The sequence below is a fragment of the Paenibacillus sp. 11B genome, assembly GCF_030487755.1.
GTDB lineage: Bacteria > Bacillota > Bacilli > Paenibacillales > Paenibacillaceae > Paenibacillus > Paenibacillus vandeheii.
Map to the genome: position 1 here is coordinate 183,068 of NZ_JAUKNS010000009.1, position 25,862 is coordinate 208,929.

Genomic DNA, 25,862 nt, shown 5'->3' on the forward strand with positions numbered 1-25,862 from the left:
AATAAAATATTTTTACGTGTTCAATACCCCCAAGGGGTATATAAAAGACAAAAAATCAGGCTTAAACAATGAACTCATTTATTGGAAAAGATCTGTTGAGTTCCTTTCCATACAAGGGGAAGTTCAGTTTAAGCCTGCAATGATTAGACTACGTCATACCCTTGATCTTCAATGGCTGCCTTGATCTGATCCACATTGACTTTTTGCTCGTCATATTCAACTGCGACAGTTCCTGCTGCCAGATCAACCTTACCATTCGCTCCCGCATTCTTCACGGCTTCTTCAACCGATTTCACACAGTGATTGCAAGACATTCCTGTAACGTTCAACGTAATATTAGACATGGATAGTTCCTCCTTGGATATATAAATGATGAGTTCATTCAAAAATAATTACTTCATTAACTTCCTTACCGTTACCAACAATTCATCCACGACCTCATGCTCTCCGGCCTGAATGCGCTCAACAATACAGCTCTTCATGTGACCTTCCAGCAACAGCTTGCCTACCGAATTGAGAGCAGACTGAGCCGCAGCGATCTGCGTCAGCACATCATCACAATAGGTATCCTTCTCGATTAATCCCTTGATCCCGCGAATCTGTCCTTCAACGCGGTTCAAACGGGAAATCAGGTTGCCCTTCATCTCCTGGGAGTGATGGCTCTTACGCACATGTTTCCCGTCACTGCCTGCCGTATGACATGAATTGGCTTGCTGATCATCTGTCTGTGAAACTTCGTTCACCTCTGTTACGGATGACTCCAAAGGTTCCTTGGGATGGCTCTGATGTTCCATCACGAACACCCCTTTTCTTTCGTTCTGTTATAAGAGTAACATACCCCATGGGGGTATGCAAGATTATTTCATTATTTTATTCAAAACGGATGCTTACCATGCTTCCTACGATTGAAGTATTGCACCAGACATCCCCATTAGTCTTCGTACAGGCGGACTATAGTATGTATTCCATTCTGCTGCTGCGTACAGCCAGACCCAATTGCTCATAGAAAGCCTGAGCTCCAGTATTGAATGTAGACACCGTCAGTTCAACGCTGTCGACCTGAATTTCTTTGCCAAGTTCGATTAACTCCTGCATCAACCGCTTGCCTGTCCCATGTCCGCGATGTTTGCTGCCAACGATGATTTCATTGATGTACAGCATCTTTCGATCCTTTAACAAATCCACATTCTGAATAACATTCAGCTGTGCACTTGCATATCCAACAATCTCACCTTGATTCAACAATTCCGCAACATAGAGATAACGATGATCCGTCCCCATGAGTTGTTCATATTCCTTTTCGCTCATTCTCGTCTGCAGCTCTCTGTAAACGTCTGGCCTAGCTTCTACATGCAACTGATGAAGCTCATCCATTAATGCAGATACTCCCGTATAATCTCCGATGACAGCCCGTCTAATGTTAATCTCACTCATCTTCGTATTCTCCTCTCACAAACGTTTCCCATAATTATACAATAAAAAGCAGATACCTTAACGGTACCCGCTCTGTTTCAAGCTATATTTGATTCTACTATTCTTTAGATGATTTACCTTCATCAAATGCTACAGGTGACGGTTTGGCAGCCCATTCGTCCGCTTGCGGCTCAATATCTACACCATTCAAAATTTTCTTTTTCTCCATCAAGGAATCCCCGTCTTCATCCAGCTTGTTACGAATTGCCGCCTCATCCTGAGGTTGATTGTTCTGTTGTGTCATGTTGGAGTCCTCCTTCTATTATTTCATCGTTATTATGATGTTCCTATATATAACTTACCCAATTTTTTCATTGTCATTCTGACAAGCAAGTATATCATCTGATTTTTGTATTTTACTTTGATGAAAAGTGAAATTCGCGATGCAAATTGAGTATCTGATTGAGCAGCATATTGAAACCTATGAAAAGGAGAAAGGCGTTATTAATCGAAGTCCACCTGTTTATCCAAAGTGACTTCCTCCAATTTGTGTTCCAACTCTGGTATAGAAGGAATTAAAGAGAATTGAACGTTTTCCAGAGAAAAAGGCAGGGCAGGAACTACTCGGAAACTCAATTGTGTCTCCCCACCTCCTCCACGACTGCCTTGTCTCATAGTCATATGTCTCTGTCCGCTCAACACCTCAAGAGCCAAGTGTGGCACCAACTGTATACGTTCAGACTCATTTCCCTTATATTGAATTTCCACATATACGAGACTTTCGCCTTCATACTGCATCGAATGTGTAATGATGTACTCACACGAATCTTTAATCGTTTTCTTCATGATCGGCACAACACCCGTTAATTGAAGGGGCTCACGTGGAAAGTAATGCCGTTGTGGCATCGGCTGCACACTACGGAGAACATATCGAATATCTTCCTCCTTCATATCCAATAATTTTACCCATTGATCGATGGTATCTTGAGGGGGCTGATATTGGACAGCTCCGGTTATATTCTTTCTTGCCGCAACCAACTTTAGTAGTTGCCCATCAATCTGCTGTACTTCTTCATTGTATTCATTAGGGATTTCACGAAATTCACTCCAGCTCATATTTAATCACCCTCCTAATTTAATGAAATACCATGCAAATACAATTCGCTATGGTACCTGCATCCCCTCTTCTTTTTCTAGGTTTAACCAAAAAACGGTGAACCTTCCCTTTCAGCCACAACAGCCGATTCGAGAAAGTTCACCGCATAGCTTTAGATTTTCGCCACCTTGCTGCCCTTTACTTTAACATTTACAAGCAGGATGCTGGCTATGATCATAACGAGACCTGCGATCAGATTGACCGTCACCGACTCTCCCAGGAACAGTACACTGCAAAACAGGGCAATCAGCGGAATCAGAAATGTGAATGATCCTACTTTGCTGGCTTCGCCAGAGCTGACCAGTTTGAAGAACGCGAGCCAGCCCAACGCAATGACAAACACCGAGATAAACAGCATATCCAGTATAAAAGGAAGCACCCACTGTACATCAGCCCAGCTCTCTGTGACCGTACCCGTTAAGGTCAGTACAACTCCACCAATTAGAATCGGAATGGCTGTCATCCAGATTCCATCGACCTTCATTGAAGTTCGCTTCATATATACGGTCCCGATCGCCCAGCTAATTGCACTAAACAGCCCCAGCATAACCCCTTCAGGTGAGACTTTGCCTGTCATGCCGCCTATACTGATCGTAGCCACCCCCGCAAAACCGAGCACCAATCCGGCGATTTTCATTCCATACATGGACTCTCCCAGCCACAACCAGGCCCCGATTCCAAGCAGCACAGGCTGTAGGAACACGATGGATGAAAATAATCCTGCCGGCACTTCCGTCAGCCCCACGGTCTGAAAGCCGTAGAAGAAGATAATATTAAGCACCGCAGATATGGCATAGATATGCCAAGTTTGTTTCAGTCTCAGCGTTTTGTAGCGGGGAAAAGCATACAGCCCCAGCACCACCCCCCCAATTAACAGGCGCGTGCCTGCGAATATAAGCGGCGGTGTAAAATTTAATGCGTATTTGGTCAGGGGCCAGTTTACTCCCCACATGAGTACCAGAAAAGCCAGAACCCAGCCTGCTTTTGCACGTGATAAAGCCATATGTCTATTCTCCTATCCGGCACACTTCTACAGGCACAGTTTAATCAATCACACTTTATCCCGCGCTCTCTAGGTGCCTGCAAATCATTTGGAATCCGATCCAGACCCGTTATACATCTGTTCTTTGATCGTTCCGTTTCTCCATGATACAATAATGATTATAATAATTGAAATGCATGTTAATCATAAGGAGCATACCAATTCTGATATGAACAATTCACAGTTGCAGTTATTCGTGAAAATTGCAGAAACGGGAAGTTTCACCCGTGCAGGCCAGGAACTAAATATGACGCAGCCCGCAGTCAGTCGGGCCATTTCTTCGCTGGAGAATGAGCTAGATGTCACTCTAATCATACGGGATCGCAGGAATGGCATCGTGCTTACGGATGTGGGACAGCGGATTTTGGTCATTTTCCGCCGGATTTTACAGCAATTTGATAAGGTGCAGCAGGTCGTTGCCGCTGAAAAAGGTTTGGAGATTGGCACGATTCGCATTGGCTCTTTCCCCATGTCATCAGCCCATCTGCTGCCGAAAATTATCCGCTCCATTCGGGACCGCTATCCTCAGATACAATTTGAGCTGCATGAGGGAAACATCCTTGAAATTCAGGAATGGCTAAGCTCACGGGCTATTGATGTAGCTCTCATTATTGCAACCGACAAAGAGCCCATAGATACGGCTTATGAGACACTCCCGCTGTATAGCGAAGAGATGCTGGCTGTGTTTCGGAACGATGAGCCCTTTGCAAATCAGGAAACCCTGCCCGTACAAATGCTGGACAAGCACCCCATGATCATCTGCAAAGGCGGTTACGAAGTGCCGATTGTGGATCTATTCAATCGAGCAGATGCCGAATTACATTTCGGATTTGTGGTGTATAACGTAAACACTTGTCTGAGCATGATTGAGCAGGGTCTCGGAGCCGCCATGCTGCCTGCCATTTCTCTATCCTGGCTGCCTCCGGGTGTCAAAGCACTCCCGACGGAGCCGAAAGCCTACCGTAATATCGAGATTGCCGTTCCTTCACTTGTCGATGCTTCCCCTGCATCCCGGTTATTTATTGAGACGGCGCAGCAATTGTTTGGACAAGGTTAACGGATCGATTGGCCTTCCAATGTTGAGCCAGTCGCTCCTTGTTCCCAATCAAAAAGGGCGTCCCATCGGTCATGAACATGACCTTATGGGACGCCCTTTTGATATTGTCCACCTTAGATGGACATCATTGAAGTGTTTTTCTTTTTACCAGCAGCAGCAGCAGCACAAAATGCCCCGATGATCTCAGCTTTACGCCTGATCCTGGCGAGCGAGTGCAGCCAGCGCACGCAGCGCCGCTTCGATCTCACGCTCAACCGCATCAGCTACCGCATTTGTATGCGGATCATACTCTGCCGCCAAGTCGCTATCTGCAAAACCGTCGATAGCGACAATCGCCCCGGCACGAGCACCGCGCAGTGTGCTTACGATGTAGAGCGCTGCAATCTCCATCTCAGCGGCAAGAGCACCCGCCTGCTTGTACTTGCGGTGAGGAATCTCTTCCACCCCAGTGAAGAAAGCATCCAGCGTAACGGTAATGCCCACGCCAACTTTACCCGCACTCGAAGCATCCGTTCCACTTGCATGCTTACGAGTCGCCTCAATTAACGCTTGTGTAACGCCAAGGTCTGCTACCGCAGGAAAACCATCCGGTACGAGCTGACGTGTCAGCCCGTCCGTACGCACAGCGGCCGTGCTGACGATAACACTGCCCGCTGGATAATCAGCGGTATACGAGCCCGCTGTACCTACACGAATCAGGGTCGTTACCCCTGCACGGATTAGTTCCTCGAAGCAAACAGCCGCTCCGGGTGAACCTACGCCATGACTGACCACGGCCATGGGTACACCTTCGTACAATCCAACAAATGTGCGATACTCCCGGCTGAACGCCAGTTCTTTCGCCTGCTCCAGCTTACGGGAAATCTTCTCCGCACGTGCCGGATCACCACAGACAATGGCGTATGCAGGCATATCTTCGGAATGAATTTGCAAAATAGGCATCAACATCTTAATCAAACTCCTTCTTCGTCCATTCGTCTTCCGGAATCGGAATATCTTCACCCGAGAAGCGCTGCTCCTTGAACGGATCGGCAAAATGATGGAAACCATTAACTTCCCAGAAGCCATTGCGGTCTTCTTTCATGAATTCCAGCCCCCGTATCCACTTCGCGCTCTTCCAGAAGTAGAGTTGCGGAACCACCAAGCGCAATGGATAACCATGCTTTGGTGTAAGCGGCTCACCGTTAAATTTAAAGGCAAGCAGTACATCGTCATGCATCAGTTCTTCGAGCGGAACGTTCGTCTCGTAATCATGATCCGCATGGATCATGACGTATTTCGCTTCGGGTTTAACGCCAAGAAGCTTGATGAAATCCGAGAATCGGATGCCTTCCCACGGTGTATCAAACTTCGACCAGCGAGTTACACAATGAATGTCGCTCACCGTGTTCACTTGAGGCATCGCCTGAAGCTCGGCGAAGGAGAACACCTTCTCCTCTTCAACCTCGCCGAATACTTTCAAATCCCAGGTCGCGAGGTCATATTCAGGCACTTCACCTTCATGCAGAATCGGGAACTTCTCGGTCAGTACCTGCCCCGGCGGCAGCCGGTCTCCGTGCTCAGCACCCGCTTTGGGTGCCGGGCTTTTCGTTTTTTTCAGACGTTCAGCCTTATTATGCAAGTGTGATTCCTCCTTCTTTATATGCTTCCAGCATAACATTCAGGAATTAACGCGAGCTTCCGCCCGCTTTCAGTGCATCCTGTGTGTAGGTACGATCTTTGAAAAAGAACATCGCTACCAGTGTCACAATATACGGCAGCATCATGGTAAAGTGAGTTGGCAGCGCGAAGCCCTGTAGTCGGATACTGAGTGCTTCCATGAACCCGAACAGCACACTGGACCCCATAACGCCAAGCGGATTCGCTTGCCCCAGCATAGTCGCTACCAATGCGATGAAACCGCGACCTGCGGTCATGCCTTCGGTAAACATCGTAACCTGACCAAGTGATAGCTGTGCACCCGCCAAGGCGCACAGTACACCACACATCAGGACTGCACCATATTGAATGCCGCGCACCTTGATGCCGATGCTCTGTGCTGCTACCGGATTCTCGCCAACCGAGCGGAGACGGAACCCGGAGACACTTTTGAACAGATAAAATTGCAAGGCAATTACGATAATAATTCCGAGATACACGAGTGGGCTATGCCCTGAGATGACATCACCTACCCATGGAATGTCCTTAATAAGAGGGATATCCCATTTGGGGAGTCCCACCATATCTTTGTCGTAGTACGCACCCTTCACGTCAAAAATCGCCCGTAGCGCAAAAGTCGTCAGTCCTGTCGCCAGAAAATTAAGCGAGATCCCGACTACTATCGCGTTGGCCTTAAGATTAATACTGATAAAGGCAAATAGCGCAGAGAACAACATAACGATCACAATCGAGAATATGACGGCCAGCAGTACATTACCGAACAGATAGTTACCAACAATAGCGGAGAAAGCGCCGATCAGTACGAGTCCTTCCAGACCCACGTTGAACAGACCGACACGAGAGCATAAAGCCCCACCGAGCGCTGCAAGCAGAATCGGCGTCATAATCCGCAGAGTAGAGCCAAACATGGCTGCATCAAACAGTTGTTGCATTGGACTTTTTCTCCTTTCTCCGCTTCAGGAATGAATAACCGATCTGAGCCGATACAAATAACGTCAACACCGCTTGGATGACACTGCCGACTTCCAGCGGCACATCCGTATTCCGTTCCATCCCCATGGCACCTGTCTGCAACGCTGCAAGCAGAATTGCCGCCACAGCTGTTCCTAGCGGATGCGAGCGGGCAAGCAAGGTTGCCATGATGCCGCTCCATGCATAACTTGCAGATGACAACGAGCCATCAAGGAAACGGTACTGTGTACCCAACACTTCGCCTGCACCCGCAAGACCTGCAAGTCCGCCACTAATGATCATGGACAGCATCATCATACGAATGCGGCGCACGCCGCCATAGGTTGCAAAGGAAGGATTACTCCCCAGCATGCGGATCTCATAACCCGTTACCGTCTTGTGTGTGAACCAGTAGATGAGAATAGCCGCTACGATAGCAATGATGAATCCAGCATGCAGTCCCATGCCCTGGAACAGCTTCGGCAGCCAGACACTCTGATCAATCATTGGCGTCTGGGCCATCGCCGCCGATCCGGTGCGGTCTTTGAACGGATAGGATACCATGTATCCTCCAAAATAAATCGCAATATAGTTGAGCAGCAGCGTTGTGATCAACAGATTCATACCGAAGCGAGCATCCAGCCAACCGGCAAACAGCGACCACACTCCACCGGCAATGATCCCCGCCACAATGGCTGCAATACAGACAAACCAGCCTGGACCCGGCAGGTAGAGCGCCGTCAGCGCTGCACTAAGTCCGCCGAGAACCATCTGTCCTTCGGCACCCATGTTGAAAAATCCGGCGCGGAACGCCAGTGCTACGCCCAGTCCCGCGAGAATAATTGGCGTCGAACGCGCTAATGTGTTGGTGAAGAAGTAGAAGTTGCCGAAGGCCCCTTTCCACATCTCCGCATACGTATCCACCACGGACCCGCCTACGACCAGAATGGCTACAGCACCTGCCAGCAAACCGATGAATACGGCAAGCAGCGGCTGTACGAGTCCGCGAAGTGTTTCTTTTACCCGATTCATATCCGCTCTTTCCCTCCTGCCATCAACAAGCTGATCTGTTCTTCTGTTGCTTCATCTGCCTTCAGTTCCCCAGCGATTCCGCCTTCATACATGACAATGATTCGATCGGATAATTGCAAAATCTCGGACAATTCGGATGAAACGAGCAGAATTCCTGCACCTTCATTCCGTTTGCGCAGCAATTCGGCATGAATCGTTTCCATCGCTCCAATATCTACACCCCGTGTAGGTTCAGCCGCAATGAGAAACGGTGTATCCTGGGCAAATTCACGTGCGGCAATCAGCTTCTGCAAGTTACCACCGGAAAGGAACTGTGCCTTCGTTTCCGCAGAACCCGTCTTGATGCTGAACTGCTTGATCCAGTTCTCCACCATGGTCCGTGCTGCCTTTGCTTTAATGATACCGCGTGATTGAAGCCGATGATGATGGCCCATCAAGCCATTCTCACGAACGCTTGCATCCTTCGCCGCTCCCCACATATAACGGTCTTCCGGGATATGGGCAAGTCCAAGTTCCCGAATGCGACGCACCGGCCAGTTTGTCGTATCCTGCCCTGACAGCAGGACGCGGCCGCTATCCGACTTGCGCAGTCCGGCAATGATCTGGATTAGTTCAGACTGACCGTTCCCGGAAATACCCGCGATTCCAACGACCTCACCTTTCCGAACTTCCAAATGAATATCCTTGAGTGCGGAACGGTCCTCAGCCCCTGACAGACTCACTGCTTCCACCTGAAGCACCGCTTCTCCCGGAACGGATGGCTGCTTGTCCATACGTACCAACTCACGTCCAACCATTAAGCGGGATAACTCCTCCACATTCGTATCTTTCGCTTCCAGCGTACCTGTCACCTGACCATCACGAAGAACCGTGATCCGGTCTGCCACATCCATGACTTCCTGCAGCTTGTGCGTAATCAATACAAAGGTTTTGCCCAGCTTGGCGAGAGATTTCATATTCGCGAGCAATTCTTTCACTTCCAGCGGTGTCAGTACCGCTGAAGGTTCATCCAATATAATGATATCTGCGCCCTGATGCAGCACCTTGAGAATTTCAACTCGCTGCTGCATGCCCAGAGGGCATTCATATACTTTTTTCCACGGATCAACTGGCATGCCATACGTTCTACCCAGCTCATTCACCTGGGCCGCTGCCTGTTTACGGTCAAATACACCTGCAGCAGACGGTTCACGGCCGATCACGATGTTCTCAGCAACCGTAAAGGAAGGAAACAGCATGAAATGCTGGTGCACCATGCCGATACCGCTTGCCATGGCCTGAGACGGGGTAGCGAAGCTTACCTCACGTCCACGAACTTTGATTGTGCCTGATGTCGGTTGCTCCATTCCATACAACATACGCATCAGGGTTGTTTTACCGGCTCCGTTCTCACCCACGAGGGCATGAATCTCTCCTTCTCGCAAATTAAAACGGATGTCCCGATTAGCGGTGAAGCCGCCGTATTTCTTCGTAATCTGCTCCATCTCCAACAGCATATCTCGCGTTCTCTCCTCTCGGTCTATATACGTTCAACTAAAGCATATTTACACTAGCCACTATGATGACAGAACAACCTTCCGATCGCTTATCCCCAGATTTTTTTATTTTTTTTCCAAAGGGGAAAATCCGGGGATAAAGGCGAACGCTTCGCTTCTCCAGGTTTTTTCTGTCCTCTCCGTTATCGGGTAAATGTTCAGTTGAACATATATAGTTCATTGTAATAGCAGCAAAACCGGCTGCCTGATCGGGCAGCCGGCTGATCAACTCAATTAATCCATCCTATGGAACAAAGATTACTACTGTTGCAATGGATCTTTTACAACGATTTTGCCGGATACGATATCATCCTTGATCGCTTTAACCTTGTCGATTACTTCTTGTCCAACAAAAGCATTCAATGGAGATTCGCTATCACGTGTTACATAAGTCAGGCCTACGCCATCTTCTTTCAAGCCATAATTTACAGCACCCGCTTTGAAGTTTCCTTCTACGAAATCCTTCACGGTCTGATAAGCAACCGTATCGGTCGACTTCAATTGAGACAATACGATATGTTCTGGATCTTCAACAGTACGGTCCGTATCCTGACCGGAAGTATAGAAGCCTTTTTCCTTCGCGGCTTCGAACACACCCAGATCGCCTACAGCAGATGCTCCAGCAATGAAGTCAGCGCCTTTGCCGAATTGTACCAACGCCAGCTCTTTTGCTTTGGCCGGGTCATTGAATCCACCAACATAGTTCACGAGGAATTCCGCATCCGGGTTAACCGATTCCAGACCGGCTCTGAAACCTTCTGTATATTTCTTGATTAATGGAACGTCCATCGCAGCAATCATGCCGACTTTGTCTGTTTTCGTAGACAGTCCAGCAGCTGCACCAAGCAGGTACGCTCCTTCATATTCATGGAAACCAACGCTACGAACGTTAGGCAGGTCAACGGTTGTGTCTACAATGGCAAAGGACTTGTCCGGATTCTCGGCAGCAACCTTTTTCAATGCATCTTCTGCCTGGAAAGTTGCTGTAATAATCAGATCATAGTTCTCAGCTACTGCAGCACGCAGATTTTGCTCAAATGCAGCCGGGTCAGTCGATTCGATCGTTTTGGTATCTACCTTGAATTCCTCGCCAGCTTTTTTGAAACCTTCATCCATCTGTACGAAGAACGGGTTGACCCCAATTTTTTCAGGAAGGACAAGTGCCATGCGTAGTGATTTTTCACTATCGCCACCTTGAGCCGATTGTTCGTCTTTGGAACCAGAATTTCCACAAGCCGCCAGCAAAATAGCCACCATCATGATCGATAAGACGAACGATAAACCTCTTTTCATTTTGAACTTTCCCCTTTTCACAATTCTTTTTTATAATCCTAGCGGATACTGTCGATCCTTGTCAATAAATCTTTGAGCGTATACACTAAACGGAATAAAATAGCTGATTTACATTCTACAAAGCGTCGGAAGGCGCTCTAAACCAAGTTTTTTTCCGTTGACATCCGAAGCTGCCCCATGCTAAAGTCAATCCAATTATTATATTCAGATAGGTTTTGTCAGAATTATAACGCAAGCTTGTTTATTTTCCTATCCTATTTTGAGGAGGCTATTCATTTGAAAAAAATCACCCAGATCACACTGGCCGCTCTGCTCGCCGCTCCGGTTACACTCAGCAGTCTCAGCTTGCCCGCTTCGGCATCCGCAGCATCGGCTACTCCCGCCGGACAAACTACCTCACAGGCGGTTAAAGGACCGGTAGCTCAAGCTCCTTCAGTCTATACCGAGAGTGCAGCCGATTACGCCCAATTCCTGCAGGCCAAATACAATATCCAATTGCCGCAGAAGTTAGCCAAGGGTGACTTCATCAAAGCAATTGCTGCCATTCTTGGAACAGGTCAAGCTGCACCTGCTACAGATGAAGCAAGTGACAGTGAAGTCAAGGCTCCGGCCTTCACTGATCTGAACTCCAATGATTCTGCGTATAAAGCTGCCGTTTCCTTATATAACAACGGTATCCTGTCCGGTACGGAAGTGCGTGCCAATGACAAACTGAGCACTTATGCTGCTGTCTTCATCGCAGTCAAAGCAGCCGGATTCAAAGAGCTGGCCTATACATATCCTGAAGACAAAACAACAAAGGCACTTGCTAAACTGGGCATTAGCCCAGGTCGCATTGAGGGACAAGCGGCGCAGGAGCTGGCCGCTGCCATTGATACCGGTTTGATCCCGGAAAGCCTGTACCCCGCTCTCCGTAAGGGCGGCGAAGCAAGTTCTGATTTTGCCAACATCTTGCTTGGACGGGTATTGACCAGTCAGGGCAAATACAAAAATGAAATTGGTCGTTCTGGCGATACTGACATTTACTCCAAATTGTACGCTGCCTATCGCACCGCTGATCTAATCGAAGCACCGGAACTTCGGACCATTGTGGATCAAGCACTGCGGGATGATCTCGTTACAGGTTACAATCTTAAAGACAGTCGCTTCGATTCCAACTTCATCGATGAACTGACCTTAACTTACGGGCATGATGATATTAAACACGCGGTACAGTTAATTGGATTGTTGCGTAGTGAAGGCATCGATGCGGACGTACAATTCCAGCCGAAGACTTCTGCCTTCATTTATTTGAAGGAATGGGGAGAGCCCAAAGAAACACCGGATTACAAGGTTACCCAGATCGAGAATGGCAATTACATTGCCTATGCCAAAGAATATGACATTCAGTTTGAATTCAATAACACAGCGGACAAAGCCCGCTTCAACGACATTATATTGAAGTATGCCAAAAAGAACAGCGATGACACCTCTGCCTTAATTCATGCTTCTTGGTGGCAGCCGCTGTATTACTCACCAACCACTCAGGCGGAATATCCAGTCATCGCCAACAATAAAATTTCGCTTGGCAACTATTATGCACAATCTTTCTCCCTTAAGGAGAATTCCAAGGCAATTCAAGAAGGATTCCGTAAGCTGGCCCCTGATGCGGACATTTCCAGTTACACCTTCTGGGTGGACCAACCGTTCTTCAATTATCTGAACGGGGAATCAGAATAAACTGAACGTATACCAAGTGAATTAAAACTCGCAATTTGACATAATATAAAGCCGTCTTTACCGAACTTTCCCATGGATTCGACCCATTGGTTCGTAAAGGCGGTTTTTGTTTTATTTTTTTGCAAAATTCTTCTCAAAAAAAATAATTTCATTGCAGGATTTACCAGTAAAAGGTCGAATAACATAGGTACACAAACACGCAATTACATTTACACATATCTGTAAGACAGGAGTTAATCATGGTATACGATGGCATTCTGCTCGGCTTGATCGTTGGACTGTTCCGGGGAGGATTTCGGTATGGTCTCCACCAGTTTGCAGCTCTCAAGCTGCGAGGCGGCTGGATATTCCCGGTGCTGCTGCTGGCTCAGTTCTTCATCTTTTACTTGCAGGAAAGACTTGATTGGGTTGCATCCATCAACGGATACCTGTTTGCTGCCGTTTATGTCACAGGCTTAGCATTTTTGTGGCTTAATCGACATTACAAGGGTTTCACGCTGATCTGGATCGGTGTTTTCCTCAATTTCATCGTCATGGCGGTAAATGGGGGGCGTATGCCGGTTTCCGTGGATGCCTCTGCTGTTCTTGGGCCCTATTATGTGGACATGCTGCGCGAAGGCGGAGCGGTATCCAAGCACTATATGATGGATGCTTCCACACATCTTTCGTTTCTGGGCGATATCATCCCGCTGTCCAGTCCTTATCCGAGGACACAGGTGATCAGCATCGGCGATGTGGTCATGAACATTGGCATATTCCTGTTTATCCAGTACATGATGGTGAATCGAACCGGAGAAGCTTTGAAGCCAGTGAATTCCATCAGGCCTGAAGAGATTCGGACAGACTCCAAGGAAGGGAGGTCTTTTCCATGAAAAAATTCGAAGGCATTAAATATTCTCGTCTCGTTATCAACGCAATCATCGTAGCTTCTGTCGTTGTTGCATTGACTTCGGGATACAAGCTGGGCGGCTAGTACATATACTCGCCAACCATGACAAACAGGCTGCCAGCGGCCTGTTTTTTCTTTCTGGATTTTTGGGAGGTAACTTGTTATGTTATACATCAATATAGTACAAGCCGATATATTCACATCAAGAGCAGACTAAACCAAGCAGGAGAATTTTTATGAACTTTATTCGTAACCTTATCCATAAAGCAGATCGGAGCACCATGTATGTTGTGTTGCTTAGCTGCACAGGCATCGGTATTTTTCTGTATATGAACAAGTTGTCTTATCTCCATCTATCCTCTGACGAATGGGTAATGGTATACACGATGCTCGGTGCGGCGCTGATTTTGGATTACTTCACGTTTCAGATTCCGCCCAAAGGCAATCAGCAATCCATGGACTCTTCCGTGTACCTCGCCTGTATCTTCATGTTTGGTGGTGCATTCAGTCTGTCTGTACTGCTACCCGTTTCCCTCATACTGTTAATCAAGGATCGCAAACTCGCCTGGTGGAAGCATATCGTTAATTTCAGCATCTACAGCCTCATGATTGCTGGAGCCGCTTACGTATTCACTTGGACTGGAGGAATTCCGGGAGCACTGGATGGATATAACCTGCTGCCCTATTTTGCGGCACTTGCAGCCTACTTCATCATTAATACGATCACGCTAGGGCTGTTCTTTCATTTCTCGACAAAGGATGCATTACAGCAGATGAAGCGTGTGTTCGTCACCGAATCACTGCTCGTTTATTTATGTACATTGATTTTGGCGCTCGTGTTGACCATTCTCGTTGTGCACAACGGTGTTCTCGGCCTGCTGCTCTACCTCAGTCTTAGCATTCTGCTATCGCATGCGTTCAAACAGCTGTTCGTGATGTATCAGAGTATTGAGGAAAAGGCGAATACGGATCAACGCACAGGTTTGTTCAACCACAGTCATTTTGAAAGTATGCTGGAGAGCGAGCTTGGTAACGCCCGTTCCCAAGGAACCCCGCTTTCGCTGGGACTCATCGATATTGATGATTTCAAAAAGTATAACGACCGCTTCGGTCATCTCCAGGGCGACAGTCTGCTGGCCCTGCTCGGAGATTTCCTCATCCGGAAGACGGAGGGCACTCAGGTCACCGCCTTTCGTTATGGCGGCGAAGAGTTCACCCTGCTTATGCCAGGCATGGATCTGGACGAGGCCTATGCGTTCATGAACAAGTTGCGCAAGCAGCTGAACGACACCCCTTTTGAAGGAGTTGAAGTGTTTCCGCACGGTTGCCTCTCCTTTTCGGCAGGTGTTGCGCGTTATGAGGTTGATATGTACAACAAGTCACAACTCGTGGATCAGGCGGATAAAGCGCTATATTATGCCAAGAAACAAGGCAAAAACAATGTGCATCGCCACGGCAGCAATGACGGCATGGAGCATGAGATTGATCTGGTCCAGGATGTGCGCGATATTGAGCAGCAGCTCAACTTGTTCAGATATAAGGATATGGATACATTCAAACATTCCAAACGCGTATATAAATATGCCCTCGATTTAAGTGAGTTGCTGGAGCTCGATAATGTGGAAAAGCGAAATTTCGTGCTGGGTGCACTGATTCATGATATCGGAAAGCTCGAAATTCCGTGGTCCATCCTGAATAAGAAAGAAAAGCTTACCGCTGAGGAATGGGAAACGATCAAGGGCCATGTCACCTGGGGCAAAAAGATGGCTATGACCAACGAGCGTTTTGCCGATCTCATTCCCTATATCGAATTGCATCATGAACGGTATGACGGGGCAGGCTACCCTTATGGCCTGAAAGGCTCTGAGATTCCACGGTTGTGCCGGATGCTCACAGTAATTGATTCCTTCGATGCAATGACAACGGAGCGACCATATCAGGAAACGAAAAATGTGGATGAAGCAATCAAGGAACTGCAGATGTGCTCCGGTTCACAGTTCGATCCTGAGCTAGCCGAGCTGTTCATCCGATATATTCAGAAACGAACCGTGCAACAGCAACTTTTGTAACGCTCACCGAATATCCCCTTATTAAAGCCAAAAGCGCTACCCCCGGTCTGATCGGGGATAGCGCCATTTTCATGTTCATCATGGAATGAATCATGCACGAGACTACTTTATTCTTGTGCAGATTCTGCGTTATCGAGTGGTATTCATTTCGTGTGAAGTCTGATGCAGCTCTTTAATCATCTGCTGCAAAAACATGTTATCCTGACGACTGATTCCGTGCTGATTGTCTTGAAGAAGCATTTGATGAATGTTCTTCTTGAGCAACTCGCTGCGACGTTCCAATACCTCTTGATTCATGTTGTTGCGTTCACTCCTTAACATCTTTTGTAATGAATTTGTGTTCTATATAAGTATAGAGGACCTCCTCCAATAGGGAAAATGGATACAGCCCCGCTCATCTGTACTCATCAAGGCTCACCCTGCGTGACATAATTTCACCCTATGTTGTTCTTAGATATCCTTCTAAATGCTCCCTTATCCACCCGAGGTTCCTTCAAAGAAAGCCAGACTAGGGTCTGAAGCAAGCATGCGTTATAATGGTGCCAACCCTCGAAACGGATACATATAAAAGTGGACCTTATATCAAAGGAGTTCTGTATTCATGTCATACAAACAAATTAAATGGATGATTCTGCTGGTCCCCACATTCACGGTTGGCCTCTGGGAATACATCCGTCATCAATTCCTGATGCCCTACCTTTCCATGGATGCGGGTAACTGGCTTACCCCCCTTATCCTTTACCTCATAAGCGTCACCTTGCTAAGTCGCTTATTCAACATGCTGGAAAGTGCCAGGGCTGCTCTGGAACAGGAGCGTGCCTCCAAAGCGGCACTCGAAGCTCGGGATCAACTGGCTCGGGAGCTTCACGACGGCATCTCGCAGTCTCTTTTTCTCCTGTCGGTAAAAACAGACAAGGCCGAGCGCAGTTTAGCTGGAAGTGGTTACGAGAATGAAATCCAAGACATCCGCAAAACCGTACACGAGGTTAACGCCTATGTACGGCAGGCCATTGCCCAGCTTCGCTATGTCCCTGGACAAGCGGCAGTACCAGAGGGAACTTCCCTGCTGTCACAGGTGGAATTGCTTGTACAAGAGACGGTGCCTTCGGCGCGTCTGGAGTGGGATCTGGACAGCACCTTCTTCTCCCCAAAGGAGCAGGTGGAGCTGCTCGCCTGCATTCGTGAAGCACTGCTCAATGTTCGCAAACATGCCCGGGCTACAGATACTCGGGTGATTGCAGAAGGAACTCCTTTTGTCTGGTCGATCTTCATTCAGGATAACGGTGTTGGTGTGAGCGGAGATCCGCTTCACTTGAAGGATCGGTACGGCCTGCGAATTACGAAGGAACGTGCAGCTCAGATGGGCTGGTCTTTCGCCCTCGATTCAAGGCCAGGCTACACACGAATAACGATTGGAAAGGGGCATGATTAATATGGAACTTGTACGGGTATTGGTCGTCGATGATCACGCGCATGCGCGTGAAGCGATCTGCAGTATTTTATCCGAGGATAGCCTGTTTGAAGTGATTGGGACCGCTTCGAATGGAAAGGAAGCGCTGGAGCTTACCGGGCAATGGATGCCCGATCTTATCCTGATGGATGTACAGATGCCAGATATGGATGGACTCGAAGCCACCCGGCAGATCAAACTGCGCTTTCCGTATGTCATTATCGTCATGGTCACGGTATCGGATGATGTCACGTACCTGTTTGAAGCGTTGAAGCAGGGGGCTCAAGGATATTTGCTCAAAAATCTGGCTCCCTCCACCTGGCTCGAATACCTTCGCGCCATCGTCAGCGATGATGCACCCCTGAGCAAGGAGCTTGCCTATCGAATTCTCCAAGAGTTCCCTGCGCCTCGCACTGAAGATGTACCCGATAATCCGCTGACTACGCGGGAGCTTGAGATTTTGCAATGGGTATCTGCGGGATATACCAATCGTGAGATTGCCGACCAACTTGGCATTTCGGACCAAACGGTGAAGAACCATCTGAAGAATATTTTACAAAAATTGCAGCTCGAAAATCGTGTACAGCTAACCCGCTATGCATTGGAAAGCGGACTGGCGGGTCGTAAGCTTCGGAAATAGAGGAGCATTCATGTTTTTGTCACAATTCTATGGATCATTTCGTTTTTTTATAGCCCAATGTAGTCATACGGTGTTATTTTGGACAAAGTTATAATGGTATAGATTGTGCTTGGTTGACAAAGAATGACTTACAATTCTAGACCTAAGGGTGATGATTTTTTGATTTTGAGTAGATTCACCATGAAATTGGGCAAACGGCACTGGGCACTGATGGTCGCCCTGATGTTATTGTGCTGCCTTGTTATGCCGCAATGGGCATCTGCCCATGCTTATATCGTGCAGGCCTCACCGGGTGAAAATGAACTGGTGGCGACTGCACCAGAACGCCTGACTCTGGAGTTTAACGAGTCTTTGCAAACGGCCTTTTTTGATATTAAAATCACCGCACCGGACGGAACACAGGCAGATGACGGGAATGTGCATGTCGATGAGGATCGTCCTCATATTCTGGAGACCGGTCTGCGGACCGGACTTGGAAACGGAACCTACGCTGTGAATTGGAAGGCCGTATCTGCCGATGGTCACCCAATTCAGGGAGCCTATGTGTTTCACATCGGGGAACCATCCGGCGCTCCTGCCGGTTTCGCGGATTTAGCCTCAGGTTCAGGCCAGGCTGGCGGACCGTTAAAATGGATTTTGTCGCTGACCGACTGGATTCAATATCTTGCGTTGTCTGTGATCCTGGGCACACTTGCTTTCCTGCTGTTCCGAATTGCCCCTCAGTCCATGGCGAGGGAGCCGCTGGAAGTCCCAGGAAGCTACAGGCTGTTATGGATCAGTTATGGCGCCGCTTCTGCTGCCGCTCTGATCAGCCTGCCCCTGAACACATTGTATGAATCAGGCGTTGCCATCGGGGAGTTCAGCTGGGCATTGATGGGCAGTGCACTCAAATTGACGTCATTTGGCCAGATCTGGATGGTACAAATGCTCATTGTGATGCTGCTGGCGGTTACCATCCTTTCCGGCTATGACCGGGATCGCTCACTGCGTACCCGCATCTGGTCCTCCTACGGATCACTCGTCCTCGTTCTTGGCTGGTTGTTCACCCATGCCATGACCGGACATCCGGCTGCGGCAGAACAACGCGCGCTCGCCATCGCAATGGACTTCGTTCATCTGATCGGAGCCGCTTTCTGGATCGGGGCATTAACCGCCATGGCCGTGTGCCTGCCTCCGCTCGCAGATAAACTGCCTTCCACTGTGCGAGGAGAGGTCTATTGGACAGCTATCCGGCGCTTTACAGCCTGGGGCATTGGTGCTGTTGCTGCTCTCGTCGCTACGGGAATATATAGCAGCCTGATTATTTTGCCAGCACCTATACTTACGTCCCTGTTTACAACGGCGTATGGTCTTGTGCTTATCGCCAAAGTTGTCTTGCTTGTTGTGATGCTTGTATTAGCCTGGCGTCATGCCAGAATGGCACGTGCAGGCAGCGGCAACCGACTCGCTGGAAGTCTGAAGGCCGAACTGATTGCCGGAGCCGTCGTCCTTGCGCTTGCTGCCGTGCTGACACATCTGTCACCCGGACAACCGGCAGCCGTAGGGCCTTATAAAGAAGTGCAGACTATGGATGACGGAACTACGATTACGCTTCAGGTAAGTCCCAATCGTACCGGTGAGAACCAGTTCAAGGTTGACGTGAAGAAACCGGACGGCAGTACAGTCAACGATCTGGAACAGATCACACTGTCACTGACCCACCTGGATATGGATATGGGCATTTACGAGATTACGATTCCAAAAAATGATACTGGCGTATATGAGGCAGAAGAATATATCTCCATGCGAGGACGCTGGAACATCAAGGTGCATCTGCTAACTCGAACCCTGGATTCGCTGGATAGCGAATTTGAGATCGACACCGCTAATCCGTAGGTATAAGCCATTCAGATTTGAAACGCGACTCAATCTAAAATCAGTGTCTCAACAAGCTGCAATTGTAGTGAAGGGGACGAAATCGATTCTGGAAAAGTGCAACGTTCGCCTTTATTCCCGGATTTTCACTTATAAAGTGAATCCAAAAAATCTGGGAATAACAGCGATTGAAAGAACGATTCGTAACCGGAACGGTGACTTTGCTGCACATCAGGCACTTATTTTAGAAAATGGGCCGAAACATAAATGATAAGAAATTGAGAGGGGTAAATTATTTTGAAAAAAACATCATGGACTTCCAAACTGACATCCAGCCTTACTGCTGGAGCCGCTGCGCTGATGCTGTTCGCCGGATTCGCCAGTGCACACGTTACCGTTAACCCAACCGTGGCACAGACAGGTGCATGGCAGACGTATAGCATCAAGATTCCATCCGAAAAAGAGCTGCCTACCACCAAAGTTACGCTGAAAGTACCGCAAGGCGTTGCATTCAAGCAATACCAACCACTAGCAGGCTGGAAAATCTCTACCGAAAAAAATGATGCGAATGAAGTAACGTCAATCACTTGGGAAGTGGACGGAGATAACGAAGGAATTCTGGCTGGTCAATTCCAGCAATTCAACTTCGTAGCACAGAATCCGGATACCGAAACAGAAGTAGCTTGGGATGCATTCCAGTATTATAGCGATGGTAGCATCGTGGAGTGGACAGGCGAACCAAGTGACAGCAACCCGCACAGCATCACAGCCATCAGCCAAGATCCTGCGGCTACAGGTAATGCTGCTGCAGGCGGAGGTCATGATAGTGCAGGCACTGCTGGTAATGCGGGTCATGATGATAAAGCAGCAACAGGTGATGATACAAAAGCAAACGACGATACCACTTTGGGTGACGCGTTGAACGACACCGTTACGGGTGAGCCAAACAACACGGATTCAGACCCAGGCACATTGAAGCTGCAACAGGCAACACTGATCGTATCGATCCTGGCGTTGATCATGTCCTTCCTGGGAATCGCTCTGGCAACCCGCCGCAAAAAACGTTAAGAGTTAATTGAGAGTTAACCTGCAGTCTACTATGTAGATAGAAAAAGAAAGGAGCCTTTGGCATACGGGTCTATTCCCGATGTGCCAAGGCTCCTTTTTGTTATCTGTATGCTCGCGCAGACTTCAATTCCAAACTCATACTTACCACCACTGGCTAGAATTGCTTCATTTACGCACTTACGGCACCCTTACGACTCTTTCCTTTACCGTTCCTGATCCGTCTGGATCATGATTTCAATATATTGCAGCAAGTTCTTCTTCTGTTGTTCAATGGACTGTATCCGTCCAGACAGACCTGCGAAGAACGCTTCGATCTGCTGCCTTGTATAATCAGCCGATTGGCCCTTCCAGTCGTCGAGACGGTTGTATAGGCTTCTTGCCTCCTGCTCATCAGCCTGGAGACGGGCAAGCAGCTGGGTTAATTCCTTTTCAGCAATTCGGAGATCATTCAACTCAACCAGCAATTGACCGCTCACTCGCGTTCCTCCCTCCCTTATGTAATTTCTACTCGCCATACCCTTTGCGCAAAACTCTATTTAAAACTGACCTGACTCTCATCCGCCTGACGAAATGCTTTGGCCTTCTCTTCAATAAAGTTCAAGAACTGGCTCGTATGCTTCATATGCCATGTGCTCAATTCGTTAATAGATGCATCCAGCTGGGTGACGATAGGTTCGAGCCTGCGGCTTCGGCTGGAATGCAGGTATTGGGCCATCCGACTTCGCACCTTATTCAACTCTGCATTGCACTGCTGTGCATTCTGCTTCCATCGGCCTGCAACACTTTTGAGTTCTTCTGGCGTTACCTGAATCAGGCCAGATCCCCCTGCTGCTGCGCCCATGCTTCTTGCAAGGCTGCCTGCTTGCCCACCCAGATTCCACATGAATGCCGCCAGATCGGACAGGACATTGGACGGCTGACGTGGTGAATAACTGATTTGCTCGCCTGTAACCGGATCATATAGATCGTTGGAAATATAGCCGTTCTCGAACTTGTACTGTTTCAGGCCGTGATACTCTTCGCCACCAAAGGTGTTACTGATTTTATCCCACATGCCCATGTCATCATTCATATCCTTGTAGTTGGAATTAATGTAATACATGGAGCCTACATGACGATCGTATCCACCAAAAAATCCGCTGGTTACAAAATCTCCGGGATGCCCATAGTTGATGATTTGACTATCAAAACCACCCTCTTCAGCCTTTCGTTTCGCCTCTGGCGTGAGACTGGATATCACGGATGGCGCGCTGAACGTCACCGCGGATAGTCCTGTGTAAGCAGCTGCATACTGGGCATTCCCTCCGCCAAGCGAATGTCCTGTCAGCGAAAAATCCAAGTCCTTGTATTTTTTCTGCATATCTCTGGCGTAGTCTTCCGCTTCATACATTTGATTGGGGCCCAGTCCGATGGTCTTATCCAGCTTTTTATCCAGTTCCCCCACAGCATTCTCTACCGTAGTGATCCCGGTAACATCTCTTACCTTCTGGATTCCATGAGCCAGCCAATCTGGCGTCAGGTTTGTACTTTGTTCGATTTTTCGGCCAAGCTCAGGCAAACCAATTTGAGCATCCGCATAATAATCAGGGGTACTGCGATCCAACGACGCACTTCCCTCTGTACCCCGATAAGCGATAACCGCCTGTTTGGTCTCCGGATTATAGAATGTCACCGCATCGAAACCGGATTTTTTGTTTCCGTGTGTATCCTCTAGAACTTGCCATCCGGGAAGATTCTCGAACTCAATACCTGATTTCAGATTCTCGTAAGCTAATTCAGACATCTTGTTGTATGTTTCATCATCAATCTTCGGTGATTTACTCACAACCGCTGCACCTCCAAGAAAATCCATCCTGAATTATGATTTTATTTGTTAAACGGCTCATAGCCCTTAGCGATGATGGCTTCCTTTATTGCTGGACTCATGCCAAAGTTTTTGATTTTTTTGTCCTCATAGTCATACGAGATCGTAAATTCTTGCTCTTCATGAGCAACCACATGTCCTTCCATAGCAATCGAATCAAGCGCCATCTCAGGTAACAACTCTTTGTTCGTGATGACTACATCCAGTTCATATTTATTTTTCAGATATGTTACAGCTTCGGCTTCCGCTTCTTTAAAATAAGCCTGTTTTTCACTTTCCTTCATATTCTGACACCCTCCCAAAATGAAAGTGGATAGTATGGTCAACAAAAATACACATGCGAGTTGTCGCTTCAACCTCATATCAATCACCTTTTCTTTTCTATTCATGAATGTCCATATTGAACTTCTGGTCACATTTCTCGCAGAAGCTTCATCATGATGTAGCCTATGCAATAAGGAGCCAGCGTATATCCACCCTTTTCTTCTGTTATCTGCATCATAGTACAAAATCAACAGGATCACATCGGCTGTTAGCATCGTTTTTGTGTAACTTTGTTCCTAAATGATTCCAATAGGGCATTTCGGTGTACATTACCCATTTCCCTGGATTTTGTATCAGTTCCATGATTTTTTATTTTGCTTATACAAAAAAAGAGCCTGCTCCAGAGAGCGGCCCTAAACTTGCCATTATCCATGCTTTACTCCAATACCATCCGCAGCGCGGTCAGTGCAATCCCGATCACAAAGCCGGTAACGGCCCCGTTAATTCGAATCCATTGCAGGTCCTGTCCTACCTTATCCTCAATTAACGAGATCAATGAGGCATTATCCATTTTGTCGACATTTTCACGCACGAGGTTGCCGATCTTGGAATGGTTTTTCTCCAGCAGCGTCGTTACGCCTTCCACAATCTTCGCATTCAACCCTGCCAACAATGCTTCATCGGAGCGCAGATCAGACAATACTCGCTCAATCGCAGGCAGCGCGTACGTATCCACATACTGACCATCTTCCATCGCAGTAAGCGCCTTATCCCTCAATTCGACCAGTTTGTTCAGCACGGTTTCCTCTGCGTTCCATCCGTCCAGCATGTTGTTTTTCCAGCCGTTGACTCCATCCTGCACATGCTCACTCATCGCTAGCCGGACCACCTGGGTTCGCATTAGATCAAGCACTTTATAACGAAGGGCGCTGCCTTCCCGCTTCATGTCCTCTACCCGATCAAATAGATACCCTTGCAAAATGCTGCCCATACGCTCCTCGTTCAGATAGCCCATGAACGCATTCATCGCAAATTGCATTAATCCATTCATCTGGATTCCGCTGATCGCCTTTAAGCCGCTTTCGCCTAAAAACATGATGGTCTCCGGTTTCACCAGCCACTCCTCTGCCTGTTTCAGACCGTAGTCCAGCGCTTTGGCATCATATCCACGCTCACTCATCTGGATCGAAGCCCGTTCCAGAATCGGACCCAGGTCGAAGGCACCCGCCTGTGATTTGATCTCACCCGCAACCAGTGGAGCGATCTGCTCCAACGGCAGGCCTGCAAGGATACGTTTGCAGAGTGTATCGATCATACTTTTGACTCCATCGTTGTGAAGTTCCCGTTTCATGGTGTCCAGAACGATTTCTGCCGCCTTGAAACCCGCAATTTTCTCGGTGATACTATCCTTGTTCAACAAGTTATTTTCCACTGCGGAAACGAGGCCTTCCGTCAATTTGTCCCGATTTTTGGGCAGCAATGCCGTATGGGGAATCGGAATACCCAGTGGATGACGGAACAACGCTGTTACAGCGAACCAGTCCGCAAGTCCACCTACCAACCCCGCTTCAAATGAGCCTACCAGCAGTTTGCCTACAACACCGCCCTGAAAAGGCAACGACGCGGCAAACCCCGCCCCCATAACGACGAGAGACCAGGCTGCTGCTTTTTTGGTTTGTTTAGGTTTAGCCATTGTATTCTTACTCCTTTATCGTTAATCACACGGGTTCAATGACAGCCTACGCTCCCGTGCTCCTCTGTTCTTTAGGTGATCTCTTCAATAGGAAAGCTTCTGTTTCCATATTTCGTATACTTCATCTTATCACCCGTACGCGTCAAATCCAAACCTCTGGCTGGTGAAAAAGGATAAATGAGGGGTTTTTCCTATCGAAATGGTCGTATTCTTTTCCATTACCAAAAAGGTTTTAGTATAATCAATACAGACGGCCTTCCATTTAAGATTGGCTGGCGATCAGCAGGGTAATTACATAAGGAAATAATGAATGAATCAGAGGAGGAATTTCGGACCATGAAACACGTGCAGGATACAACGACACTTTACAACGGAGTCAAAATGCCTTGGCTGGGTTTTGGCGTATTCAAAGTTAAAGACGGAGAAGAAGTGGTTGAAGCCGTTAAAACGGCCATTCAGGCAGGTTATCGCAGTATCGATACAGCGAAAGCGTATAACAACGAAACGGGTGTAGCTCAAGGTATTCGTGAATCCGGAATCGCCCGTGAGGATCTGTTCATTACCACCAAAGTGTGGAACGGGGACCAAGGTTACGAATCCACACTGGCTGCTTTTGAAGCAAGCATGGAACGTCTCGAACTGGAATATCTGGATCTCTATTTGATCCACTGGCCTGTCAAAGGCAAGTACAAGGATACATGGAGAGCGCTGGAGAAGCTCCATAAGGAAGGACGCATCCGCGCCATTGGGGTGAGTAACTTCCAGATTCACCATCTGGAGGACCTGATGACCGATGCCACCATTAAACCTGCTGTGAATCAGGTGGAACTGCATCCGCTGTTGATCCAAACAGAGCTTCGGGAGTATTGCAGCAAACATCAGATCCAGATTGAAGCCTGGTCTCCACTGGGTCAGGGACATCTGCTGGAGCATCCGCTTTTTCAGGATATTGCTGCCAAGTACAGCAAGTCACCCGCACAAGTCATTCTGCGTTGGGATCTGCAAAATGGCATCGTGACCATACCTAAATCCATCACACCACAGCGCATTCGCGATAATGCGGACTTGTATGATTTCGAGTTGACCACGGAAGAAATGGAACGTATTAGTCAACTGAACGAGAACAAGCGCTTTGGTTCCGATCCGGACAACTTTAACTTTTAACCTATAATCAGGATATCAACCATCTAAAAATCCCGATTCGGATGCACACG

26 protein-coding genes are annotated in these 25,862 nt (G+C 48.0%); 9 read left to right on the forward strand and 17 right to left on the reverse strand.

The window, feature by feature from the left end:
* Positions 1–143: 143 nt before the first annotated feature.
* The 6 genes from Q0V21_RS29795 to Q0V21_RS29820 form a co-directional block, all read right to left on the reverse strand.
* On the reverse strand, positions 144–344 hold the full coding sequence (locus Q0V21_RS29795) for a copper ion binding protein (protein ID WP_079348675.1): 201 nt from the start codon (positions 342–344) through the stop codon (positions 144–146).
* Positions 345–392: 48 nt separating this feature from the next.
* Entirely contained in the window at positions 393–794 is a 402-nt protein-coding gene (locus tag Q0V21_RS29800; protein WP_301247329.1) for a metal-sensitive transcriptional regulator, read from the reverse strand.
* 157 nt (positions 795–951) lie between these two features.
* Entirely contained in the window at positions 952–1,434 is a 483-nt protein-coding gene (locus tag Q0V21_RS29805) for a GNAT family N-acetyltransferase (RefSeq protein ID WP_301881995.1), read from the reverse strand.
* Positions 1,435–1,531: 97 nt separating this feature from the next.
* Positions 1,532–1,717 (reverse strand): hypothetical protein, encoded by a 186-nt coding sequence (locus Q0V21_RS29810; protein WP_301881997.1) that lies wholly within the window; start codon positions 1,715–1,717, stop codon positions 1,532–1,534.
* Between the two features lie 200 nt (positions 1,718–1,917).
* Entirely contained in the window at positions 1,918–2,529 is a 612-nt protein-coding gene (locus tag Q0V21_RS29815) for a hypothetical protein (protein ID WP_301881999.1), read from the reverse strand.
* Between the two features lie 152 nt (positions 2,530–2,681).
* Positions 2,682–3,572 carry a DMT family transporter gene (locus tag Q0V21_RS29820; RefSeq protein ID WP_301882001.1) on the reverse strand — a complete coding sequence of 297 codons (891 nt, stop codon included), beginning with the start codon at positions 3,570–3,572 and terminating at the stop codon, positions 2,682–2,684.
* Positions 3,573–3,780: 208 nt separating this feature from the next.
* Between Q0V21_RS29820 and Q0V21_RS29825 the strand changes: the two genes are divergently transcribed.
* Complete coding sequence (locus Q0V21_RS29825) at positions 3,781–4,668, forward strand: LysR family transcriptional regulator (protein ID WP_301882003.1); 888 nt, start codon at positions 3,781–3,783, stop codon at positions 4,666–4,668.
* 189 nt (positions 4,669–4,857) lie between these two features.
* On the opposite strand, the gene Q0V21_RS29830 is transcribed toward Q0V21_RS29825, so the two are convergent.
* The 6 genes from Q0V21_RS29830 to Q0V21_RS29855 form a co-directional block, all read right to left on the reverse strand.
* Positions 4,858–5,616: a nucleoside phosphorylase gene (locus tag Q0V21_RS29830; RefSeq protein WP_301882005.1), complete on the reverse strand. Its 759-nt coding sequence runs from the start codon at positions 5,614–5,616 to the stop codon at positions 4,858–4,860.
* Between the two features lies 1 nt (position 5,617).
* Positions 5,618–6,289 (reverse strand): sulfite oxidase-like oxidoreductase, encoded by a 672-nt coding sequence (locus tag Q0V21_RS29835; protein WP_079348664.1) that lies wholly within the window; start codon positions 6,287–6,289, stop codon positions 5,618–5,620.
* A 46-nt stretch (positions 6,290–6,335) separates the two neighbouring features.
* On the reverse strand, positions 6,336–7,259 hold the full coding sequence (locus tag Q0V21_RS29840) for an ABC transporter permease (protein WP_301882007.1): 924 nt from the start codon (positions 7,257–7,259) through the stop codon (positions 6,336–6,338).
* The gene (locus Q0V21_RS29845; RefSeq protein WP_024632283.1) at positions 7,243–8,310 is read right to left on the reverse strand and encodes an ABC transporter permease; all 1,068 of its coding nucleotides are present in this window, start codon (positions 8,308–8,310) and stop codon (positions 7,243–7,245) included. The genes Q0V21_RS29840 and Q0V21_RS29845 overlap by 17 nt, the downstream gene beginning before the upstream one ends.
* A complete protein-coding gene (locus tag Q0V21_RS29850) occupies positions 8,307–9,806 on the reverse strand; it encodes an ABC transporter ATP-binding protein (protein ID WP_079348662.1) in 1,500 nt (499 codons plus the stop codon). Before Q0V21_RS29850 ends, Q0V21_RS29845 begins: the two co-directional genes overlap by 4 nt.
* Positions 9,807–10,106: 300 nt before the next feature.
* Entirely contained in the window at positions 10,107–11,138 is a 1,032-nt protein-coding gene (locus Q0V21_RS29855) for a BMP family lipoprotein (protein WP_024632286.1), read from the reverse strand.
* A gap of 276 nt (positions 11,139–11,414) precedes the next feature.
* Here Q0V21_RS29855 and Q0V21_RS29860 point away from each other — a divergent pair, with 276 nt between their 5' ends.
* From Q0V21_RS29860 to Q0V21_RS29870, 3 genes are all read left to right on the forward strand, one after another.
* The gene (locus tag Q0V21_RS29860) at positions 11,415–12,857 is read left to right on the forward strand and encodes a hypothetical protein (RefSeq protein ID WP_301882012.1); all 1,443 of its coding nucleotides are present in this window, start codon (positions 11,415–11,417) and stop codon (positions 12,855–12,857) included.
* Between the two features lie 239 nt (positions 12,858–13,096).
* Positions 13,097–13,729 carry a DUF5317 domain-containing protein gene (locus Q0V21_RS29865; RefSeq protein WP_024632288.1) on the forward strand — a complete coding sequence of 211 codons (633 nt, stop codon included), beginning with the start codon at positions 13,097–13,099 and terminating at the stop codon, positions 13,727–13,729.
* 253 nt (positions 13,730–13,982) lie between these two features.
* On the forward strand, positions 13,983–15,815 hold the full coding sequence (locus tag Q0V21_RS29870) for a bifunctional diguanylate cyclase/phosphohydrolase (protein ID WP_285078996.1): 1,833 nt from the start codon (positions 13,983–13,985) through the stop codon (positions 15,813–15,815).
* A 129-nt stretch (positions 15,816–15,944) separates the two neighbouring features.
* On the opposite strand, the gene Q0V21_RS29875 is transcribed toward Q0V21_RS29870, so the two are convergent.
* Positions 15,945–16,112 (reverse strand): hypothetical protein, encoded by a 168-nt coding sequence (locus Q0V21_RS29875; RefSeq protein ID WP_162842449.1) that lies wholly within the window; start codon positions 16,110–16,112, stop codon positions 15,945–15,947.
* A gap of 304 nt (positions 16,113–16,416) precedes the next feature.
* Between Q0V21_RS29875 and Q0V21_RS29880 the strand changes: the two genes are divergently transcribed.
* The 4 genes from Q0V21_RS29880 to Q0V21_RS29895 all read left to right on the forward strand — a co-directional run bounded on the left by Q0V21_RS29880 (position 16,417) and on the right by Q0V21_RS29895 (position 20,827).
* Positions 16,417–17,247, forward strand: coding sequence for a sensor histidine kinase (locus tag Q0V21_RS29880; RefSeq protein ID WP_301882016.1), 831 nt, complete (start codon positions 16,417–16,419; stop codon positions 17,245–17,247).
* A 1-nt stretch (position 17,248) separates the two neighbouring features.
* A complete protein-coding gene (locus tag Q0V21_RS29885) occupies positions 17,249–17,905 on the forward strand; it encodes a response regulator (RefSeq protein WP_301882018.1) in 657 nt (218 codons plus the stop codon).
* Between the two features lie 159 nt (positions 17,906–18,064).
* Positions 18,065–19,780: a copper resistance CopC/CopD family protein gene (locus Q0V21_RS29890; RefSeq protein ID WP_301882019.1), complete on the forward strand. Its 1,716-nt coding sequence runs from the start codon at positions 18,065–18,067 to the stop codon at positions 19,778–19,780.
* Between the two features lie 276 nt (positions 19,781–20,056).
* Positions 20,057–20,827, forward strand: a complete 771-nt coding sequence (locus Q0V21_RS29895; protein ID WP_301882020.1) for a YcnI family copper-binding membrane protein — start codon at positions 20,057–20,059, stop codon at positions 20,825–20,827.
* 203 nt (positions 20,828–21,030) lie between these two features.
* On the opposite strand, the gene Q0V21_RS29900 is transcribed toward Q0V21_RS29895, so the two are convergent.
* The 4 genes from Q0V21_RS29900 to Q0V21_RS29915 all read right to left on the reverse strand — a co-directional run bounded on the left by Q0V21_RS29900 (position 21,031) and on the right by Q0V21_RS29915 (position 24,648).
* Positions 21,031–21,303, reverse strand: coding sequence for a hypothetical protein (locus Q0V21_RS29900; protein WP_024632294.1), 273 nt, complete (start codon positions 21,301–21,303; stop codon positions 21,031–21,033).
* A gap of 56 nt (positions 21,304–21,359) precedes the next feature.
* Positions 21,360–22,610: a Tle-like phospholipase domain-containing protein gene (locus tag Q0V21_RS29905; RefSeq protein WP_443146452.1), complete on the reverse strand. Its 1,251-nt coding sequence runs from the start codon at positions 22,608–22,610 to the stop codon at positions 21,360–21,362.
* A gap of 83 nt (positions 22,611–22,693) precedes the next feature.
* Positions 22,694–22,975: a hypothetical protein gene (locus Q0V21_RS29910; RefSeq protein ID WP_301882023.1), complete on the reverse strand. Its 282-nt coding sequence runs from the start codon at positions 22,973–22,975 to the stop codon at positions 22,694–22,696.
* Between the two features lie 416 nt (positions 22,976–23,391).
* Entirely contained in the window at positions 23,392–24,648 is a 1,257-nt protein-coding gene (locus tag Q0V21_RS29915; RefSeq protein ID WP_079348649.1) for a DUF445 domain-containing protein, read from the reverse strand.
* 336 nt (positions 24,649–24,984) lie between these two features.
* Between Q0V21_RS29915 and Q0V21_RS29920 the strand changes: the two genes are divergently transcribed.
* Positions 24,985–25,812 carry an aldo/keto reductase gene (locus Q0V21_RS29920; protein ID WP_301882025.1) on the forward strand — a complete coding sequence of 276 codons (828 nt, stop codon included), beginning with the start codon at positions 24,985–24,987 and terminating at the stop codon, positions 25,810–25,812.
* Positions 25,813–25,862: the final 50 nt, after the last annotated feature.

What these genes read in the sequence shown, in the direction of transcription:
- Q0V21_RS29795 (WP_079348675.1), bottom strand. Translation starts at nt 344, where the DNA reads ATGTCTAATATTACGTTGAACGTTACAGGAATGTCTTGCAATCACTGT.
- Q0V21_RS29840 (WP_301882007.1), bottom strand. Translation starts at nt 7,259, where the DNA reads ATGCAACAACTGTTTGATGCAGCCATGTTTGGCTCTACTCTGCGGATT.
- Q0V21_RS29800 (WP_301247329.1), bottom strand. Translation starts at nt 794, where the DNA reads ATGGAACATCAGAGCCATCCCAAGGAACCTTTGGAGTCATCCGTAACA.
- Q0V21_RS29805 (WP_301881995.1), bottom strand. Translation starts at nt 1,434, where the DNA reads ATGAGTGAGATTAACATTAGACGGGCTGTCATCGGAGATTATACGGGA.
- Q0V21_RS29910 (WP_301882023.1), bottom strand. Translation starts at nt 22,975, where the DNA reads ATGAAGGAAAGTGAAAAACAGGCTTATTTTAAAGAAGCGGAAGCCGAA.
- Q0V21_RS29915 (WP_079348649.1), bottom strand. Translation starts at nt 24,648, where the DNA reads ATGGCTAAACCTAAACAAACCAAAAAAGCAGCAGCCTGGTCTCTCGTC.
- Q0V21_RS29865 (WP_024632288.1), top strand. Translation starts at nt 13,097, where the DNA reads ATGGTATACGATGGCATTCTGCTCGGCTTGATCGTTGGACTGTTCCGG.
- Q0V21_RS29830 (WP_301882005.1), bottom strand. Translation starts at nt 5,616, where the DNA reads ATGTTGATGCCTATTTTGCAAATTCATTCCGAAGATATGCCTGCATAC.
- Q0V21_RS29810 (WP_301881997.1), bottom strand. Translation starts at nt 1,717, where the DNA reads ATGACACAACAGAACAATCAACCTCAGGATGAGGCGGCAATTCGTAAC.
- Q0V21_RS29870 (WP_285078996.1), top strand. Translation starts at nt 13,983, where the DNA reads ATGAACTTTATTCGTAACCTTATCCATAAAGCAGATCGGAGCACCATG.
- Q0V21_RS29885 (WP_301882018.1), top strand. Translation starts at nt 17,249, where the DNA reads ATGGAACTTGTACGGGTATTGGTCGTCGATGATCACGCGCATGCGCGT.
- Q0V21_RS29820 (WP_301882001.1), bottom strand. Translation starts at nt 3,572, where the DNA reads ATGGCTTTATCACGTGCAAAAGCAGGCTGGGTTCTGGCTTTTCTGGTA.
- Q0V21_RS29905 (WP_443146452.1), bottom strand. Translation starts at nt 22,610, where the DNA reads ATGTCTGAATTAGCTTACGAGAATCTGAAATCAGGTATTGAGTTCGAG.
- Q0V21_RS29875 (WP_162842449.1), bottom strand. Translation starts at nt 16,112, where the DNA reads ATGAATCAAGAGGTATTGGAACGTCGCAGCGAGTTGCTCAAGAAGAAC.
- Q0V21_RS29855 (WP_024632286.1), bottom strand. Translation starts at nt 11,138, where the DNA reads ATGAAAAGAGGTTTATCGTTCGTCTTATCGATCATGATGGTGGCTATT.
- Q0V21_RS29845 (WP_024632283.1), bottom strand. Translation starts at nt 8,310, where the DNA reads ATGAATCGGGTAAAAGAAACACTTCGCGGACTCGTACAGCCGCTGCTT.
- Q0V21_RS29815 (WP_301881999.1), bottom strand. Translation starts at nt 2,529, where the DNA reads ATGAGCTGGAGTGAATTTCGTGAAATCCCTAATGAATACAATGAAGAA.
- Q0V21_RS29920 (WP_301882025.1), top strand. Translation starts at nt 24,985, where the DNA reads ATGAAACACGTGCAGGATACAACGACACTTTACAACGGAGTCAAAATG.
- Q0V21_RS29850 (WP_079348662.1), bottom strand. Translation starts at nt 9,806, where the DNA reads ATGCTGTTGGAGATGGAGCAGATTACGAAGAAATACGGCGGCTTCACC.
- Q0V21_RS29825 (WP_301882003.1), top strand. Translation starts at nt 3,781, where the DNA reads ATGAACAATTCACAGTTGCAGTTATTCGTGAAAATTGCAGAAACGGGA.
- Q0V21_RS29880 (WP_301882016.1), top strand. Translation starts at nt 16,417, where the DNA reads ATGTCATACAAACAAATTAAATGGATGATTCTGCTGGTCCCCACATTC.